This window comes from uncultured Chitinophaga sp. (genome assembly GCF_902168175.1).
Classification (GTDB): domain Bacteria; phylum Bacteroidota; class Bacteroidia; order Chitinophagales; family Chitinophagaceae; genus Chitinophaga.
In genome coordinates, this window is record NZ_CABHOU010000042.1 from 43,241 (window position 1) to 60,696 (window position 17,456).

10 protein-coding genes are annotated in these 17,456 nt (G+C 47.9%); 9 read left to right on the top strand and 1 reads right to left on the bottom strand.

The window, feature by feature from the left end; genetic code table 11:
* Window positions 1-104 precede the first annotated feature (104 nt).
* The 4 genes from QZT80_RS08885 (at window position 105) to QZT80_RS08900 (ending at window position 6,973) form a co-directional block, all read left to right on the top strand.
* Window positions 105-587 (top strand): acyl-CoA thioesterase, encoded by a 483-nt coding sequence (locus QZT80_RS08885; RefSeq protein ID WP_295120711.1) that lies wholly within the window; start codon window positions 105-107, stop codon window positions 585-587.
* Between the two features lie 740 nt (window positions 588-1,327).
* The gene (locus QZT80_RS08890; RefSeq protein ID WP_295120714.1) at window positions 1,328-4,612 is read left to right on the top strand and encodes a TonB-dependent receptor; all 3,285 of its coding nucleotides are present in this window, start codon (window positions 1,328-1,330) and stop codon (window positions 4,610-4,612) included.
* A gap of 17 nt (window positions 4,613-4,629) precedes the next feature.
* Entirely contained in the window at window positions 4,630-6,336 is a 1,707-nt protein-coding gene (locus tag QZT80_RS08895; protein WP_295120717.1) for a RagB/SusD family nutrient uptake outer membrane protein, read from the top strand.
* Between the two features lie 118 nt (window positions 6,337-6,454).
* Window positions 6,455-6,973 (top strand): hypothetical protein, encoded by a 519-nt coding sequence (locus tag QZT80_RS08900; RefSeq protein WP_295120720.1) that lies wholly within the window; start codon window positions 6,455-6,457, stop codon window positions 6,971-6,973.
* 60 nt (window positions 6,974-7,033) lie between these two features.
* Here QZT80_RS08900 and QZT80_RS08905 read toward each other — a convergent pair whose 3' ends face one another.
* Window positions 7,034-8,854, bottom strand: coding sequence for a chloride channel protein (locus QZT80_RS08905; protein WP_295120723.1), 1,821 nt, complete (start codon window positions 8,852-8,854; stop codon window positions 7,034-7,036).
* Window positions 8,855-8,948: 94 nt separating this feature from the next.
* Here QZT80_RS08905 and QZT80_RS08910 point away from each other — a divergent pair, with 94 nt between their 5' ends.
* The 5 genes from QZT80_RS08910 to QZT80_RS08930 all read left to right on the top strand — a co-directional run bounded on the left by QZT80_RS08910 (window position 8,949) and on the right by QZT80_RS08930 (window position 17,450).
* Entirely contained in the window at window positions 8,949-9,611 is a 663-nt protein-coding gene (locus QZT80_RS08910; protein WP_295120726.1) for a Crp/Fnr family transcriptional regulator, read from the top strand.
* A 174-nt stretch (window positions 9,612-9,785) separates the two neighbouring features.
* A complete protein-coding gene (locus QZT80_RS08915) occupies window positions 9,786-13,019 on the top strand; it encodes a TonB-dependent receptor (RefSeq protein ID WP_295120729.1) in 3,234 nt (1,077 codons plus the stop codon).
* An 11-nt stretch (window positions 13,020-13,030) separates the two neighbouring features.
* A complete protein-coding gene (locus tag QZT80_RS08920; RefSeq protein ID WP_295120732.1) occupies window positions 13,031-14,956 on the top strand; it encodes a RagB/SusD family nutrient uptake outer membrane protein in 1,926 nt (641 codons plus the stop codon).
* Window positions 14,957-14,975: 19 nt separating this feature from the next.
* The gene (locus QZT80_RS08925; RefSeq protein ID WP_295120735.1) at window positions 14,976-16,220 is read left to right on the top strand and encodes a DUF5000 domain-containing lipoprotein; all 1,245 of its coding nucleotides are present in this window, start codon (window positions 14,976-14,978) and stop codon (window positions 16,218-16,220) included.
* Between the two features lie 21 nt (window positions 16,221-16,241).
* On the top strand, window positions 16,242-17,450 hold the full coding sequence (locus tag QZT80_RS08930; RefSeq protein WP_295120738.1) for a DUF4998 domain-containing protein: 1,209 nt from the start codon (window positions 16,242-16,244) through the stop codon (window positions 17,448-17,450).
* Window positions 17,451-17,456: the final 6 nt, after the last annotated feature.

The following is a 17,456-nucleotide window of genomic DNA, read 5'->3' on the forward strand; positions in this document are numbered from 1 at the left end:
TGATGCAAAGGTAGGGTATTCTATTGAAATACGAACATCCGGCCTGTTTTCATTGCGCCTTCCCCCAATTCTCCCTATATTACCCGGTAATTAAAAGGACCTATATGCAGAGCAACATTGTAAAATTCCGCTTCCTCAGCCAGCCCTCCGACGTCAACTTCGGCGGTAAAGTACATGGTGGTGCGGTAATGAAATGGATCGATCAGGCCGGATATACCTGCGCCGTAAACTGGAGCAGCCAGTATTGCGTAACCGTGTACGTTGGCGGTATCCGGTTCATTAACCCGATATTGATCGGGGAAATAGTGGAGGTGCAGGCCAGGATCATTTATACCGGTCGTAGCAGCATGCATATTGCAGTAGACATACAGGCCATCGACCCAAAAACAAAAGTGGAAACTAAAACCACGCATTGCGTAATTGTTTTTGCAGCGGTAGACGATAACAATAAAACAGTGCAGGTGCCGGAGTGGGTACCTGTTACCGACGAGGACAAAAAGATGCAGCAGTACGCCATCCGCCTGTCGGAATTACGAAAAGAAATTAATGAGGCCACCCTTGCACAATTAGAAAAAGGAAAAGACTAAAAAACAGACTTTATAATAGGAAAAGGCGCGCCCGGACAAAAAAATCTTGTTTCCGGGCCGCCTTTTTCTCATTTTATACGTATATGCTTATACGGCGGCTTCCGGTTTGCATTGCTTATTTGAGTAGTCGCCGGAAAATGCCTTGGGTAGCTATTTGTAGCATTATCGTATTTATTTCATTTTATACAAATTACTATTTGGATTTTCTCCCAAGATGATGTAGTTTTAATATAACGCCATTTTAAAATGTTTATGAGAGAGTTTATCACGTTATGATTTCCTAAAAACTAAACAACTTAATATTTGCTTTCCCATTAAAAGATGTTTAATACCAAAATCTGATCGTAAAGAGCATGCTTTGCTATGGGTTGTCCTTTGTAATCCCTGAGTAACCTAACTACTCGCGCCATTCTTCAACGTATTTTTTAAATCAAGGCTTTCACGCCTCTTGCCGCCTTTGCTAAAGGGGGGAGGTGATTTTTTACCACGTTAATGACATAATCATGAAAACATCCAAACTAAATCGAAGACGGTGACGCCGTCCGCGCTTGTAAAAAAGTACATGTTATGTTAAGAATGTATTATCTGCAGTGCTCCAACAATTCATTACTGCATAAAAAGTACACATCAGGATAATAATGTACCAGGTGCCATTTTCACAAACAAAAAATCCGCAGAAAAAGTACATGTATGCACCCATGCAGCATGTACCGCATTGTTGAAATCTTAATTCTGCAATAATGAAAAAACGAACAAAATTTGCTTTGCCCGAAGCAATACGGGCTTCCTTTGCCTTCACCCTGGCATTCCTCATCATGTTTTCCGCACAGGCAGCGCCAGCTGTGCTTTTCCAGGAAAGCGTAATTAAAGGACGTATCATTAATGAGTCTGACCAAACACCGGTACCAGGCGTGGCCTTACAAATAAAAGGCACTACCCGGGGCACGGTAACTAACGCCAACGGCGATTTCCAGTTTAATGCAAAACCCGGTGATGTAATTGTTGTTAGCTCAATCGGTTTTACACAGAAGGAGTTTACAGTAGAAGCTGGTAAAAGTACTTATGACCAGTCGCTCGCTACTTCTAACAGCACATTAAATGAAGTAGTAGTAACCGGTTATTCATCTCAAAAAGTAAAAGACCTTACCGGCGCCGTAGCGGTGGTGAATGTAAACCAGATGAAGCAACAACCTGCCGCCAGCCCCGTAGAGGCATTGCAGGGTAAAGCTACCGGCGTACAGGTAATCAGCGATGGCGCTCCCGGTGCTACCCCCCAGATAAGAATAAGGGGCTTTAGTACTATTAATAATAACGATCCGCTGTATGTGGTAGATGGTGTGCCGTACGAAGGTAAACTGAGCTGGCTGAGTTCATCGGATATAGAAAGTCTGCAGGTGTTGAAAGATGCCTCTTCTGCTTCTATATATGGTGCGCGTGCGAACAACGGCGTAGTGATCATCACTACTAAAAAAGGGATTAAAGGTCCGCCCCGGGTTACGCTGGATGCCTACTACGGTGTGCAGGTGCCACAACGCAACCGCTTCCCCGAGTTTATGAACCCTACACAGTACGCCAACTACCTGTTCCAGGGTTTCAGTAATGCAGGTGTTACACCCGGTACTTCTGAAACTACCGGTAGTAACTATGGTACAGGTACCACGCCTACTTTACCCGACTACCTGGTAGCAGGTAAAGCAACGGGCCAAAACGTTACGGCTGCCGATGCTGATCCTTCCAAATACCTTTACAGCCGCGACGCGGGTACTTTCTACCAGATTACCCGGGCAAATAAAGAAGGTACGGACTGGTTCCGCGAAATTACCCAGAACGCGCCTATTCAGAACTATAACCTGAGCGTGAACGGTGGTGGCGAAAATGCTAATTACGCTATTTCCGGCGGTTATATGGGGCAGGAAGGTATCGTGAAACACACTGGTTACGAACGTTACAATGTACGCTCCAATACTACCTTTAATATCTTTGACGGTAAGTTCCGCTTCGGAGAAAATATGCAGTACAGCTACGAAGAGTTTTACGGTGTGGGTGTAAACCCTAACGTATCGGGCGAGTACCAGGGCGAGGGTAGTGCATTAGGTTTTGCCTATCGTATTCCTACCATCATTCCTGTATACGACATCAATGGAAACTTTGCAGGCAGCCGCGGCGATAAACTGGGTAATGCTCAAAACCCGCTGTCATTGCTGTACCGCGCAAAGGACAACGTGCAGAAACGTAACTTCTTTTTCGGAAACGTTTTCGCCGAAGTGGACCTCGTTCCAGGCCTCACCGCCAAAACCAGCTTTGGTGTGCGTTATGAAAACTATAGCGGCCTGTCCATCGGGTATCCCAACCTCGAGTTTTCTGAAGGCAGCAATGCCAACAGTCTGAGCGAAAACTCCGGTTATAATAAGGACTGGACGTGGACCAATACGCTTACTTACAAACTGACCAAAGCCAAACACGTATTAACCGTGCTGGCCGGTACAGAAGCGTATAATTACCGCGGCCGTTCACTTACCGGTGGCAGAAATGAGTTTTTCCTGCTCGGTAATCTCGACTACTATTATCTTTCACGGGGCTCGGCCAATATCAGCAACACCAGTACTGGTGGCATTAACTCGCTGTTCTCTGTTTTCGGTCGTGCGGATTATACGTTTAACGACAAATACCTTTTCAGCGCTACCGTACGCCGCGATGGTTCGTCTAACTTCGGACCTAACAACAAGTACGGTACATTCCCCGCAGGTAGTGTTGCCTGGCGTTTGTCTGAAGAACCCTTTATGGCCGATGCAGACTGGCTTACCGACATGAAACTGAGGGTGGGTTATGGTATTACCGGTAACCAGCGTATACCTGGCTTCCAATACCTGCAGCGTTTCGAAAGTGCGCTTAACAACTCTGCTTACCCTATTGCCGGTGGCAACAGCGTGGTAACAGGTGTTTGGCAAAATGCGTACGCTAACCCCGAAGTGAAGTGGGAAGAACTGAAGTCGCTGAACGTAGGTCTTGACTTCACCATATTCGACGGTGTATTCGATGGTGCCATTGACTGGTACACCCGTAAAACATCAGACATGCTGTACCCTGTTCCACTGCCATCACAGGCAAGCGGCGAAGGCTCTGCACCATTCGTGAACATTGGTGATATGAAGAACAGCGGTCTCGAAATCGGTTTAACTTACCATTACGGTTCCGACAGCAAACGTGACTTTGGCCTGGACGCGGGCGTTAACTTTTCGCGCAACGTGAACGAAGTGGTAAACCTGGCGCCTTCTGTATCACAGCAGGTGTATGGTAACTTCAGAAGTCTATCCACTACTATTCTTAAACCCGGCGAACCATTTGGTGCATTCTACGGGTACCAGGTAACCGGTATTTACCAGAACGCAGGCGAAGTAACCACTGGCCCGTCTTACGCCGGCGCCAGGGTAGGTGGTTTAAAATACCAGGACATATCTGGTCCGGGTGGCAAACCAGATGGTATTATCGATCCTAACGATCGTACCGTAATTGGCAGTCCGCATCCCGATTTCCTGTATTCCTTAAGCCTGAACATGCGCTACCGCAACTTCGATATCGCTATGTTCTTCAACGGTTCGCAGGGTAACGATCTGTACGAAGCTACCCGGTACTTCACCGACTTCAGTACCTTCGACGGTACCGCCAGCACCCGTATGCTTGACGCCTGGAGCCCGACCAATACCGGCAGCAAAACACCTTCTCCGTTCAGGGGCGCTTCCGACTTCGAATACGCTTCTTCCAGCTATTATGTGCAGGACGGCAGCTATTTCAGGATGAAGAACCTGCAGATAGGCTATACGTTGCCTACCGAAAAAATACTCAAAGGCAGGGTGCGTAACTTCAGGATTTACGGCAGTGCTACTAACCTGTTCACCATTACCAACTACACCGGGTTAGATCCGGAAGTAAGCCAGACCAACAGTACGTTCTCCGCACTGGGTGTCGATTTCGGTATTTATCCGGTGGGCAGGCAATATATCTTAGGCATTTCCGCAGGTTTCTAACTCAAAAGCATCAAATCATGAAAACGACAAAGCATCTTATATACATCACACTGGCATTTGTTCTTTCTGCCTGTAGCGGCGACTTCCTTGACCGTGTGCCGCAGGGCGAACTGGTGACCAGCCAGCTGCAAACACCTGCAGGCGTTGAAGGTTTGCTCATTAGTGCCTATGGTCTTATGAACGGCAACATCAGCGGTACCTGGGGTAACTACGCCTCCGCACCCAGCCAGTGGCTGATTGGCGAAGTAGCGGCCGACAATGCGCACAAAGGCAGTAACAACGGCGACCAGCCCAATATGAACCAGATAGAGTTGTACCAGGTAACCAGTACCAACGATAACCTTGAAGTAATGTGGAACCGTTATTACGAAGGTATTGCCCGTTGCAATAACGTACTGCGCATGGTGGCCTTGGTACAGGCAGGCAGTGGCGATAAACTCACAGATGCCCGTGCCCTGGAAGTACAGGCCGAAGCCCGCATGCTCCGCGCCCACTACTACTTTTTCCTGCGCAGGGTGTTCGTAAACATTCCTTATGTAGACGAAAGCATGACTACCGCCCAGGCAGCCATGGTGAAAAATGATACAGACGTATTTCCAAAAATTGAGGACGATCTCAAATTTGCGATTGCGAACCTCGGTCCCACTAAACCTAAAGGTGAAGTGGGTCGTGTAGATCAACTGGCTGCACAGGCATACCTCGGTAAAGTGTACCTCTACCAGAACAAACCTGCCGAAGCGTTACCATTGTTCACAACAGTGATCAACGCTAAACCAGTGATCACTACATTGCCGTTTACCGACAACTTTGATGTAACAAAAGAAAACGGTCCCGAATCTATTTTCGCCGCGCAGAACGCCATTAACCCCGATGGTAGTGGAGATAATGCGAACGTAGGCGATATGCTCGGTGGTTTTTACGGTAATGCGCCGGTTAACTGCTGCGGTTTCTTTCAGCCTACTTTCGACCTGGTAAATGCATTTAAGGTAGATGCAAACGGTTTACCTTTCCTTGATAATTCGTACCGTACCAATCCCATTAAATCCGACTTCGGTTTAAGTGGCGATGCGAAAACCAATTATAAGGTAGATAAAACAATCACCGTAGATCCACGTATGGATTATACTGTAGGCAGGAGAGGCGTTCCGTACCGCGACTGGGGCCTGATGGAAGGTGATGCGTGGATACGTGATCCAGCATATGCCGGCCCGTTCGTAGGTTTGAAACACATGATAGAACAAGGCCAGTTTGCCGGGCAGGCGGTGAAAGGCGCACTGCAGATTACCGGTCTTAATATCAATATTATCCGCCTGGCCGACGTATACCTGATGGCGGCTGAATGTAATGTGCCGGGCAATTTACCAGAAGCCATGCGGCTGGTAAACCTGGTGCGTGCACGTGCAGCGTTGCTGCCTGGTAAACAGGTAGATGGCGGGTTGGCAGCAATTTACAAAGTAGGCCAGTATACAACTTTCCCCACAGCGGATTATGCGCGTAACGCTATCCAATTTGAGCGAAGATTAGAGTTGGCGCTGGAAGGCCATCGCTTCTACGATCTTGTTCGCTGGGGTGTTGCCAAAACAGTACTGGAAAGTTATTCAACATTTGAAGGCAATCTGTTATCTTCCTATAAAGGATTGGTGTTTGATGCAAAAGATGCATACTTCCCCATTCCGCAACAGCAGATTGACCGTAGTCAGGGAGCACTATCGCAGAATAACTAGAGTGGTGTAGTTGATTATGGGGTATTGATGGAGAAAGCCCATCAGTACCCCATTGTGTTATGCTAAAGTTAAAATGGTATGGCGTTTGCAATTAGCTGTGTAAACAAAGCAGCTTTTTATGAAAAGGATCATCATTTTATTAACAGTAGTATTGGCATCGGGCAGGCTGTTTGCCCAGGAAGCAACGGAGATCACCAAAAAGAATTCATGGTTGAAAGTTGGTATTAGTGCGGGAGTTCCCGTAGGCGAAATAGCGCCTGTAAGCGGCTTTATGTTGGGCGGCGAAATAAAAGGGCAGCTGATGACCACACCACATTGGGGCATAGGCCTTACTTCCGGATATAATCACTTTTTCCCGAAAGATGGCTTCGATCACTTCGGTACGGTTCCATTGGGTGCATTTGCGCGGTATTACCCCAAAAGCAGTGGCTTCTTCGTAGGCACAGATGTGGGTTACAGCCTGGTAACAGGCCCTGTTCCCAACGATGGCGGTTTTTATGTTAAACCACAGCTGGGTTATCATAACTATGACTGGAATTTCTTCGCCTTTTACAATGGCGTATTCAGGAATGGCGATAACGGCGGCAACATTCAGGCAGTGGGTATAGGTACTACTTACAATATCCGGTTTAAGTAACTGGTTAAAAAGTGAAGTTGAAATAAAGGCGATGTGTGTAATGCACATCGCCTTTATTATCTATACAAATCTCTTCTTCCCTTTCAGATACATGCGATACCCTTGTTTTTTCACCGATATGATGCGTTGCAGGTTTTCACTGTCGCCCCGGCGTAAATTATATGCGCGTAATAAACCGTTGGTATCTATAATACCTATTGCCTGCTGTCGATCTGTTCTTTCTACCACCGGTAAAGCTGTTACACCATAACGGTGCATTAGTGCGGCGGCGAAACTTACTTTACTGTCGGGGTAAATATACACGCGTGTGGCGGGTAGTATTGAGGAAATAGTGGTATGATCTGCTGCCTGCAATATCATATCGGCAGTAATGGCATAGGGCGCCGGAGTATTTACCAGTATGGCTTTTGATGTGTGTAGCTGTGCTTTTACAGCTGCTATGGTGGCCGATGTATTGGCGGTTACAGGTGTTTTGTCCATCACCTCCTGTACTGGTATATGTTGCAGCACATCCGGCTCATACGCTTCAGGTGTAGTTACACCACGCCTGCGTATTTTCTCGGTCATAATACTGCCCTTCATCATAAAGAAGGAGATGAAATAACTGGTGGTACACGCGGCCAGTAGTGGTAATAATCCGTGGGGCTGCATGGTAGTTTCGAGGGCAAATACGATGGAGGTTAACAGGGCCCGCGCGGCTCCGGCAAACATAGCGGCCATGCCAATAAGTGTACAGGTTGGCAGGTTGATGGGAACAGCCGGCGCAAAGTGTTGTATCAGCATACCCAGCCCCAGACCTGTAGCGCCACCAATGGTAAGCAGCGGCGCTAACGTACCGCCCGACGTACCGCTGCCGAGTGATACAGACCAGGAGATGAATTTTAAGAAACATAATCCTAATACCAATTGCACCGGTAATGAGCCGGTGAGTAATTCGCTGATGTTGTTATAACCCACCCCTAACGTGTAGGGCGCAAAATATCCCACCACTCCGATAGCAATGGCCCCGATAGCCGGCCACCACATCCAGTGGATGGGCAGCTTTTCGAACATATCTTCAATAAAGTAGATGCTTTTGGAAATAATGGCGGCAATAATGCCAATCACTATCCCCATAATGCTGTACACCATCAGCGCTTCGCCGCCCGGGGCGGGTATGGCCGGCATGGCAAACACGGCCTCGCCACCAAACAGTAATAAGTGCATGGCAGCGCCGGTAGCGCAAGCCAGTGAAACGGGGATGAGTGTACGGGGCGAAAACTCGAACAGCAACAGTTCAATAGCAAGTAGTACGGCGGCTACTGGTGTGCCGAATATAGCGGCCATACCGGCGGTAGCCCCTGCTGTAAGCATGATCTTACGTTCTACGGGCGTTATCCGCATAATCTGGCCTGTAAAAGAGCCAAATGCGCCCCCGGTTGATATAATTGGCCCCTCCGCCCCGAAAGGGCCGCCTGTGCCTATAGAAATAGCAGCGGAAAGAGGTTTGAGTAAAGTGATGATGGGTTTGATCCGGCTTTCATTGGTCAGCACCTGCTCCATCGCCTCGGGAATACCATGGCCACGTATGGCTGCCGAACCAAGCCTGGCCATCACCCCTATGATCAGCGCGCCTATAATTGGGACCAGGATCACTAACAAACCCAGCTGGTTGCCGGCAGGACCCCGCTCTTCCAGCGAAAACTGCCCGTAAAACGACAGGTTGGTAATTAAATTGATCAACAGCACCAGGCCTTTGGCAATGATGCCGATAATCACTGCGTTGATCACCACCTGGATACTCAGCAGTAATACCCTCACCGAAACCGCGCGCTGCCCGTCCTCCATTTTTATATCTGCTTCCGTGTCCAAAGATGGCGCAACGGGTATTTTTACTTCCATTTTTAGTAATTTTACATGCAAAAATATTGCAAAGGCAATGTTTTGACAACTTTATTTGGTTTTACGGATTCAAAAACATTGCTCAAATCATATTATGGCGCATATCAACTGTTTTCTTTGTACGCATACTTTCCCCGAATGGTATCATGCTGTGGAGGCAAATGCCCAACTGCTCAGGTTCGCTAAAGGCGAGGTTATTTTCCGCCAGGGTGAGCAGATCAGGGGTTTTTATTTCCTGCATTCGGGCAGTGTGAAGGTGCATAAACACTGGGTAGACGACCGTGAACTGATCATCAAATTTGCCGGGGAAGGGGAGTTGCTGGGGCACAGGGCCATAGGGCAGGACCAGCTTTACCCTGTTTCGGCTACGGCAGTGGAACCGGTAACGGCCTGTTTTATCACCCCCGCATTTTTCCGTACCACGTTGATGGCTAACCATGAATTTGCCTACCAGGTGATCCTGTTCTTCGCTAATGAACTGCAAAAAGCGGAAGAGGGTATGAGGAAATTGGTGCAGATGGATGTAAAGAGCCGCATCGCTGAAAACTTACTGAAATTGCAAAGCTTCTTCGGCCGCGATGACGAGGGTTTTATCCGCAGCACGCTTACCCGGCAGGACATCGCCTCTTACGCAGGTACTACTTATGAAACGTTGTTTAAAACAATTAATGAATGGGAACAGGAGGGGTGGATCACCACCTCCGGTAAAAAGATCGCCATTATTCATCCAACCTCTCTTGAAGGCGTAATCCGCTAAAACATACGCCAATCTTTAAAATCTGTTAACAATCAGAATCGAATAATCCATCAAAATCGATGAATTAGTCATTGTAGCCCCATGTAAGGAAAAGTACTTTTGAGATAATCTCAGGTTTGAAGGAAATCCCCTGTAACGGAGGAAAATTATTACTACGAACAACCAAAAACTGCTATGGATCGTCCCGCTACTTATTGGGCAAGACGCCTGTTTCACCAGGCCGGCCGGCATCGCCTATTATTACTATTATTTCTTGTTCTTTCTTCTTTTGCCCATGCACAACAGGGGGCGAAGATTAAGATTACAGGTATTGTGAAAGATACTACGGGCACGGGTATTCCCGGTGTAAGTGTATTTCTCGCCAGCAACCGGAGCGTCGGAACGGCTACCGATGTGGAAGGTAAATTTGCATTGGAAGTAACCGACGGTGCAAAGGTTATGCTTAGTTCTATCGGTTTTGCTGAACAGAGTTTTATTGCAAGTGCCGATAACAGGCAGGTAATTATTATGATGCGCCCTAACGATGGGCAAATTTCGGAAGTAGTAATTACAGCTTTCGGTAAAAAGGAACGCCGCGAAGCGGTGGTGGGTTCTGTAACGTCTATTAGTCCGGGCAAATTGAAAATTCCTGCCAGTAACCTTACAAATGCACTGGCAGGGCAGATTGCAGGCGTTGTAGCTTATCAGCGCAGCGGTCAGCCGGGGCTGGATAATTCTACGTTCTTTATCAGGGGGGTAACCACTTTCGGTTATAAACAAGACCCGCTGATATTGATCGATAACGTGGAAGTAACCACCAACGATCTGGCACGTATTCAGCCAGATGATATTTCCAGCTTTTCCGTACTCAAAGATGCCAGCGCCACCGCATTATACGGCGCACGCGGCGCCAATGGCGTAATCCTCGTTGCTACTAAAGAAGGTGTGGAAGGTAAAGCTGTGGTAAACCTGCGTTTCGAGAACTCTATCTCTAAACCTACTGAAAGCATTAAGATCGCCGATCCGGTTGCTTACATGAAACTCTATAACGAAGCGGTAGCCACGCGCGATGCAAGAGGCACACCTTCGTTTACGGCCAACGATATTTATAACCGCGAACAAACAATGGCCAACGCACCGGGCAGCAATAAATATGTATACCCCGCGGTAAACTGGCTTGATCAGATGTTTAAAGACCAGACGAATAACCAGCGCATGAACGGTAGCGTTAGCGGCGGTGGTAAAATTGCCAGGTATTATATCGGTGGTTCTTATAACGTGGATAATGGTATCCTGAAAGTAAGTCCTGTCAACGATTTTAATAACAACGTACGACTGGAGAACTACCAGCTGCGTTCGAACATCAATATTAATATTACACCTACTACCGAAGCGGTGTTAAGGTTGTCGGGTACGTTCGATGAGTACAACGGTCCTATTACGCAGGATGGTTCTTTTTCTTCGGACCTTTACTATTATGCGCTGCATACCAGCCCTGTAAAGTTCCCGGCGTACTATCCTGCCGATCCGTCTACGGGTATTAACACGCATATCATGTTCGGTAACGATACCCGCGAAGATGGTGATGCGAACGAGGTGGCTTACATCAATCCTTATGCGGAAATGATGAGGGGGTACAAATCTTTCTCCAGGTCGCGTATGAGCGCACAGCTCGAACTGAACCAGCAGTTGGATTTCCTGATGAAGGGACTGAGCTTTAAGGGTCTCTTTAACACCAACCGTTATTCTTATTTCGACCTTACCCGTAAGTATGATCCGTTTTATTACAAAGTATCTTCTTACGACCGTATAGCGAATGATTATTCGTTGCGCTGGATCAACAACAAATCGGGCCAGGCTACGGAGTACCTGAGTTTTGAAGATGGGTTAAAAGATATCAATACCCTCATTTACTTCCAGGGTGTGCTGGATTACGCTAAACAAACGGGTAAACACTATGTAGGAGCTACACTCGTAGGCACCAGGCAGCAGCGTTTGTACGCCAACGCTATCGATCCTGCTACTAACCAGCCAAGCCTGCAGTATTCACTGCCTTACCGTAACCTTGGCGTATCGGGCCGTGCATCGTACAACTACGATTCGCGTTATTTCCTGGAGTTTAACTTTGGTTACAATGGTTCTGAACGTTTTGCAGAGAAGAACCGTTTTGGTTTCTTCCCCACTATCGGCGGTTCCTGGCTGGTATCGAAAGAGGCTTTCTGGAACGATAACCTGAATAACGTTATCAGTAAACTGAAAGTGCGTGGTAGTTACGGCCTGGTTGGTAACGATGCTATCGGTTCCACCCGTTTCTTCTACCTGTCCAATGTGAATCTTGCAGGTGGTAACCCGGCGTTTTTTGGTCAGAACAATTCAATTACCCGTCCCGGTGTAAGTATTACCAACTATCCCAACGAGGACGTAACCTGGGAAACTTCGCGCCAAACGAACGTGGCGCTGGAAATGAGCCTGTTCAAAAGTATCAATATCATCGCTGAATTCTACCAGCAGCATCGCTACAATATCCTGCAGGGCCGTGCATCGATCCCTTCGTCTTCGGGTCTGGAAGCAGGCATCAGCTCTAACTTAGGTTCGGCCGATTCAAGAGGCATCGACCTGTCTGCCGATTACAGCAAGTCATTTAAAAATGGTCTTTGGGTGAGCGGTCGCGCTAACTTCACTTTCTCTCAGAATACGTATGATGTGTACGAGCAACCTGCTTACAAGGAGCCATGGCGCATACTCTCTGGTCAGAAAATGAACGTACGCTGGGGATATATAGCCGAGCGATTATTTGTGGATGATAAAGAAGCTGCAGCTTCGCCCACCCAGATATTCGGTCAGGGTACGGATGCCCCGCGCGGCGGCGACATCAAGTATCGCGATGTGAACCAGGATGGTAAAATTACAGAAGCCGACCAGGTGTTCCTTGGTTTGCCAACAGTGCCTGAAATCGTGTACGGTGCAGGCTTCTCTATGGGGTATAAAAGTTTCGACTTAAGTGCCTTCTTCCAGGGTGTAGCGCGTACCTCTTTCTTTATCAATCCGGGAGATGTGAGCCCTTTCATCAACAACCGCCAGGTATTGCAGGTGTTTGCCGACAGTCACTGGTCTGAAGAAAACCAGGACCTGTATGCCAAATATCCTCGTCTGGGTGTAACCAACAGGCAGATTAACAACAACCTGCAAACCAGTTCATGGTGGATGCGTAATGGCGCGTTCTGCAGACTGAAGTCGCTGGAAATCGGTTATACCTTATCGCCCCGACTGGCGAAGAAGGCGTACCTCAGTAACGCCAGGATTTACTTCAATGGGTTAAACCTGCTAACGTTCAGCCGCTTTAAAGACTGGGACCCCGAGCTATCGTCCAATGCGTTTAGCTACCCGCTGCAAAAAGTGTTTAACGTGGGCATTAATGTTAACCTGTAAAACGACAAGGCATGAAACTATCAAAGAAACTACTTATATGCGTGTTGATAGCCTTTACCGGCAGTGCGTGCAAAGATTACCTGGATGTAACGCCGGATAACGTAGCTACCATCGATTACGCCTTCAGGAACAGGAACGAGGCAGAGAACTACCTGTTTACCTGTTACTCGACACTGCAGGCATTAAGTTCCAGCATTGACGATCCTGCATTTACTACTTCAGGAGAAATATTTTTTCCCAGCACGCTTACAGAACCCACGCTGGGCAGCGAAGCCGCCGAAGCTGGCTTTCACCTTATACAGGGCCGCCAAACCACCGATCATCCCACACTTAATTACTGGGATGGCGAAGAAAGAGGGCAACCATTGTACAAGGCCATCAGGCGTTGTAATATCTTCCTGGAAAACATCAATAAACCAAAGGACCTTTCTACCAGCGAAAAGAAACGTTGGATAGCAGAAGTGAAGTTCCTGAAAGCATATTTCCACTATTACCTGTTGCGCATGTACGGTCCAATTCCCGTAATTCGTGTAAACCAGCCTATCACGGCTGGTACCGACGAGGTAAGGTTGAAAAGAGAACCTGTAGATTCTGTGTTTGGTTATGTAGTAAAACTGCTCGACGAAGCCACGCCTGATTTGCCGGTTACCATCCAGGACCCGGCACAGAGCCTGGGCCGCATTACACAGTTGATCGCATTGTCGGTAAAGGCAGAAGTGGTTACTACACAGGCAAGTCCTTTCTTTAACGGCAATCCCGATTATGCCAGCTTCCGTTATCCCGGTGAACAACCCTTGTTCCCGCAGACGTACGAAACTAAAAAATGGGATAGTGCAGTAGCAGCTTGTCGTACTGCGGTATTAGCCTGCGAAGGCGCAGGTATGAAACTGTATAAGTTCGTATCGCCCGGTAACCTGCCCACACTGCCTGCCGAACTTAAAACAGTGATGGACATCAGGCATACGATCGGCGAAAAATGGGAACAGAACCCTGAACTGGTTTGGGCGTTGAATCCCACTTTCGACCAGCAGCGTATGTGTATGCCCAGGGTAACGGACGAAATGGTAGGTAACCTGAGCGGCGCTCCCGGCAACTTCGCTGTACCTATGGTGGTGGCGGAAATGTTCTATACTAAGAACGGTGTGCCGATGAATGAAGATAAGACCTACGACTATCGTGGCCGCTACGCCCTGGAAACAGTTGGCGCGGGCGATAAATACTACATGCGTGAAAACTACCAGACGGTTAAAATGCACATGGGCCGCGAACCGCGCTTTTATGCCGACCTGGCATTCGATGGTAGCAATTACTTCGGTAATGGTCTTACGGCTGATGTAAACAACATGGCATACGTAGAGGCCAGGGGCAGTGGAACGAAAGCAGGCCCTAAAGATAACATCCGTGTGAACGTAACGGGTTACTGGCCGCAGAAGCTGGTGAACTACCAGTCTACCTTTGGTCGCGAAGTATCTACAGTAGATGTACATATGCCGTTGATCCGCCTCGCAGGCCTATATCTTTTATACGCCGAAGCGCTTAACGAACAGGCCGGGCCTGGTGCTGATGTTTACAAACACATCGACCTGGTACGTGAAAGAGCTGGTTTGAAAGGCGTATTGGAGTCATGGACGGGCTTTTCTACCAATGCAGCCAAAGCATCTACCAAAGATGGTTTACGCCAGATTATACAACAGGAACGTAGGATAGAGTTGTGTTTCGAAGGCCGTATCGGGTGGGACCTCCGCCGCTGGAAGATTATGCAGCAGGCACTCAGCAGTCCTATTCAGGGCTGGGATATACAGCAGTCGGACCCTGTAGGTTATTACAGGCCGCGTACGCTGGTGGTGCCGGTATTTGGTCTTAAAGATTACCTCTGGCCTGTGAAATACGACGCACTGATCATCAATCCAAACCTGGTGCAAAACCCTTATTGGTAATAAATAAAGACATTCAGTTATGCAGATAATGAAACATAAATTATGGGCCTTACTGGCTTCGCTGCTGCTGGTATTTGCAGCCTGCGGGGAAAAGGAAAGTTATAATGATATTGCTACCGCCGACAAAACAAAACCTACACAGGTTACAAATGTAAAGGTGAGTGATTATAACGGCGGCTCCATCATCACCTACACCCTGCCTAAAACGCCTAACCTGTTATACGTGCTGGCGGAGTATAAGATTAACGATAAGGTGAAAAGGCAAACCAAATCATCTTATTACTCTGATACTATTATGGTAGACGGGTTTGAGAAAGAAGGTGAATATGACGTGACGCTTTATGCCGTTACAAGGGCTGAAATAAAATCAGATCCGATAGTGGTAAAGGTACATCCTGATACCCCGCCTTACCTGCTGGCCGCGGCTACTGTTGATATTCAGCGCGACTTTGGCGGGATAAATGTGACGGTAAACAACCCCACCAAACAGGTAATAGGTGTGATCGTGATCGCGGAAGACAGTACTACCGGTAAAATGCTGCCGGTGGAACAGAACCGTACGGAGATAGAGAACATCAATTTCAGCGTGAGGGGGTATGATACCCTGGAACACGAGTTTGGTGTATACATCACCGACCGTTGGGGTAACATCTCCGATACACAGTTCGTAAAAATTAAACCTATTTACGAAACATTGGTGCCTAAGAACAGGTTTAGTGAATACCGCCTGCCATCTGATGCTCCACTGGGCGCTACGGGCCTGGGTTGGAACACCACCCGCCTGTGGGATAATATAACTACCGATCCGGGATGGCATACAGAAGCGGGTTCGGGTAAGATCGTGCAAAGTTGCACCATCAACATGGGCACTTCTGTAAAACTAAGCCGCTATAAGATCTGGGAACGTGGTGAGGCTTATGGTAATGATTATTCCTACGGCCATGGTAACCCCAAAACCTGGACGCTCTGGGGCTCTAACGTTGATGCTCCACAGGATGCGAATCTGCCCTTAAACTCTAACCTGGGTGATGTGGTAGGCGACTGGACTAACCTCGGTAACTATGAATGTCCTCCGCCGCCTTCGGGCAATCCGCCGGGACAAACTACCGCAGTAGACCTGGAAGCCGTGAAGGCCGGTTTTGAATTTAACGTACCGCTTTCTGCACCTAAAGTGAAGTTCATCCGCCTGGCGGTAAGAAGCACCTGGGGTGGTGGCGACATCGCTCACGTAATGGAGTTATCGTTCTGGGGCGATACCAAATAAATCAACCAAAATAATTATCACATGAAATCTAAAATATTCCTGGCGGTTGTTTTGATGTTGACGGGCATGCTCGTGAATTCATGCGACAAGGACGCCGACAAGTTCCGCGACTACCTGGGCGGTAAGGAGATCATTTATCCTGGTTTGCCTACCAACCTGAGTTCTGCCCCTGGTAATTACCGCGTAAAGCTCTCCTGGAAACCAGGTCCCGATCCATCGATCGCGAAGTACAGGGTGTTCTGGAACAACGGCGCCGATTCTGTAGAAGTGACCGCAAATACGCACAACACCGCCGATACGATCACCGTGATCGTGCCGGGCCTTACGGAATACACGTATTCGTTTACACTTTATTCCTACGACGATAAGGGCAACCGTTCTATCCCGAAAGAGGTGAATAACATCAAGGTATTCGGTGACAGCTATAAACAAAGTCTGACCAACCGTTTCCTGGTTTCATCGTCACCTTATGAACTGGTAGCTGAGGGCATCCGGTTGTTCTTTGAAGTGCCCGACACCATTAACGTGGGTACAGAGCTGCGTTATACCTTTACAGATGGTACCAGCCGTACAGTTACCCTGCAGCCGGAAGATAACAGCATTTTGCTGCCAGGTTATAAATCGGGTACCAAAGTGTTTTATCAGTCTAAATACATTCCCGTAAACGGTGCTATCGATACCTTTTATACGAAGGCAGAAGATTCGCTCAGTAATGTAATTATACCGTTGGATAAATCGCTGTTCGCAGGACTGAAGCTGACGAATGATGTGGGCACCTATAGCGGTGAAACAAGCCTTTCCAAACTCTGGAACGGTAATACAACACCTACCGGTTATCCCAACATCTTCCATAGTGATGATGGTACCCAACTGCCGCATCACTTTACTTTCGATTTGGGTCAGCAGTACAGCGGGCTTACGCAGTTTGAGATCATTGGCCGCGATTGTTGTAACAACCCGGTGAAGTTCGAGATCTGGGGTATCAGCGATCTGACCAATGCGGTAACTGTGTCGCCGTCAAACAGTGCAGGCTGGAAGGCAGAGTCGCTGGGTAGAGGATGGAAACTGCTAAAAGAGGTAACGCGTTCAGACAATGGACAGGCTCCCTACAAAGTAACGCTGGATGAAACAGACGGCACTATTCGTTATATCCGCATCAGGGTGTTAAATGTGGATAGTGGGGATGAGTATTACAGCAATATCAGTGAAGTGTCGTTCTGGCGTAAATAAGCAGGG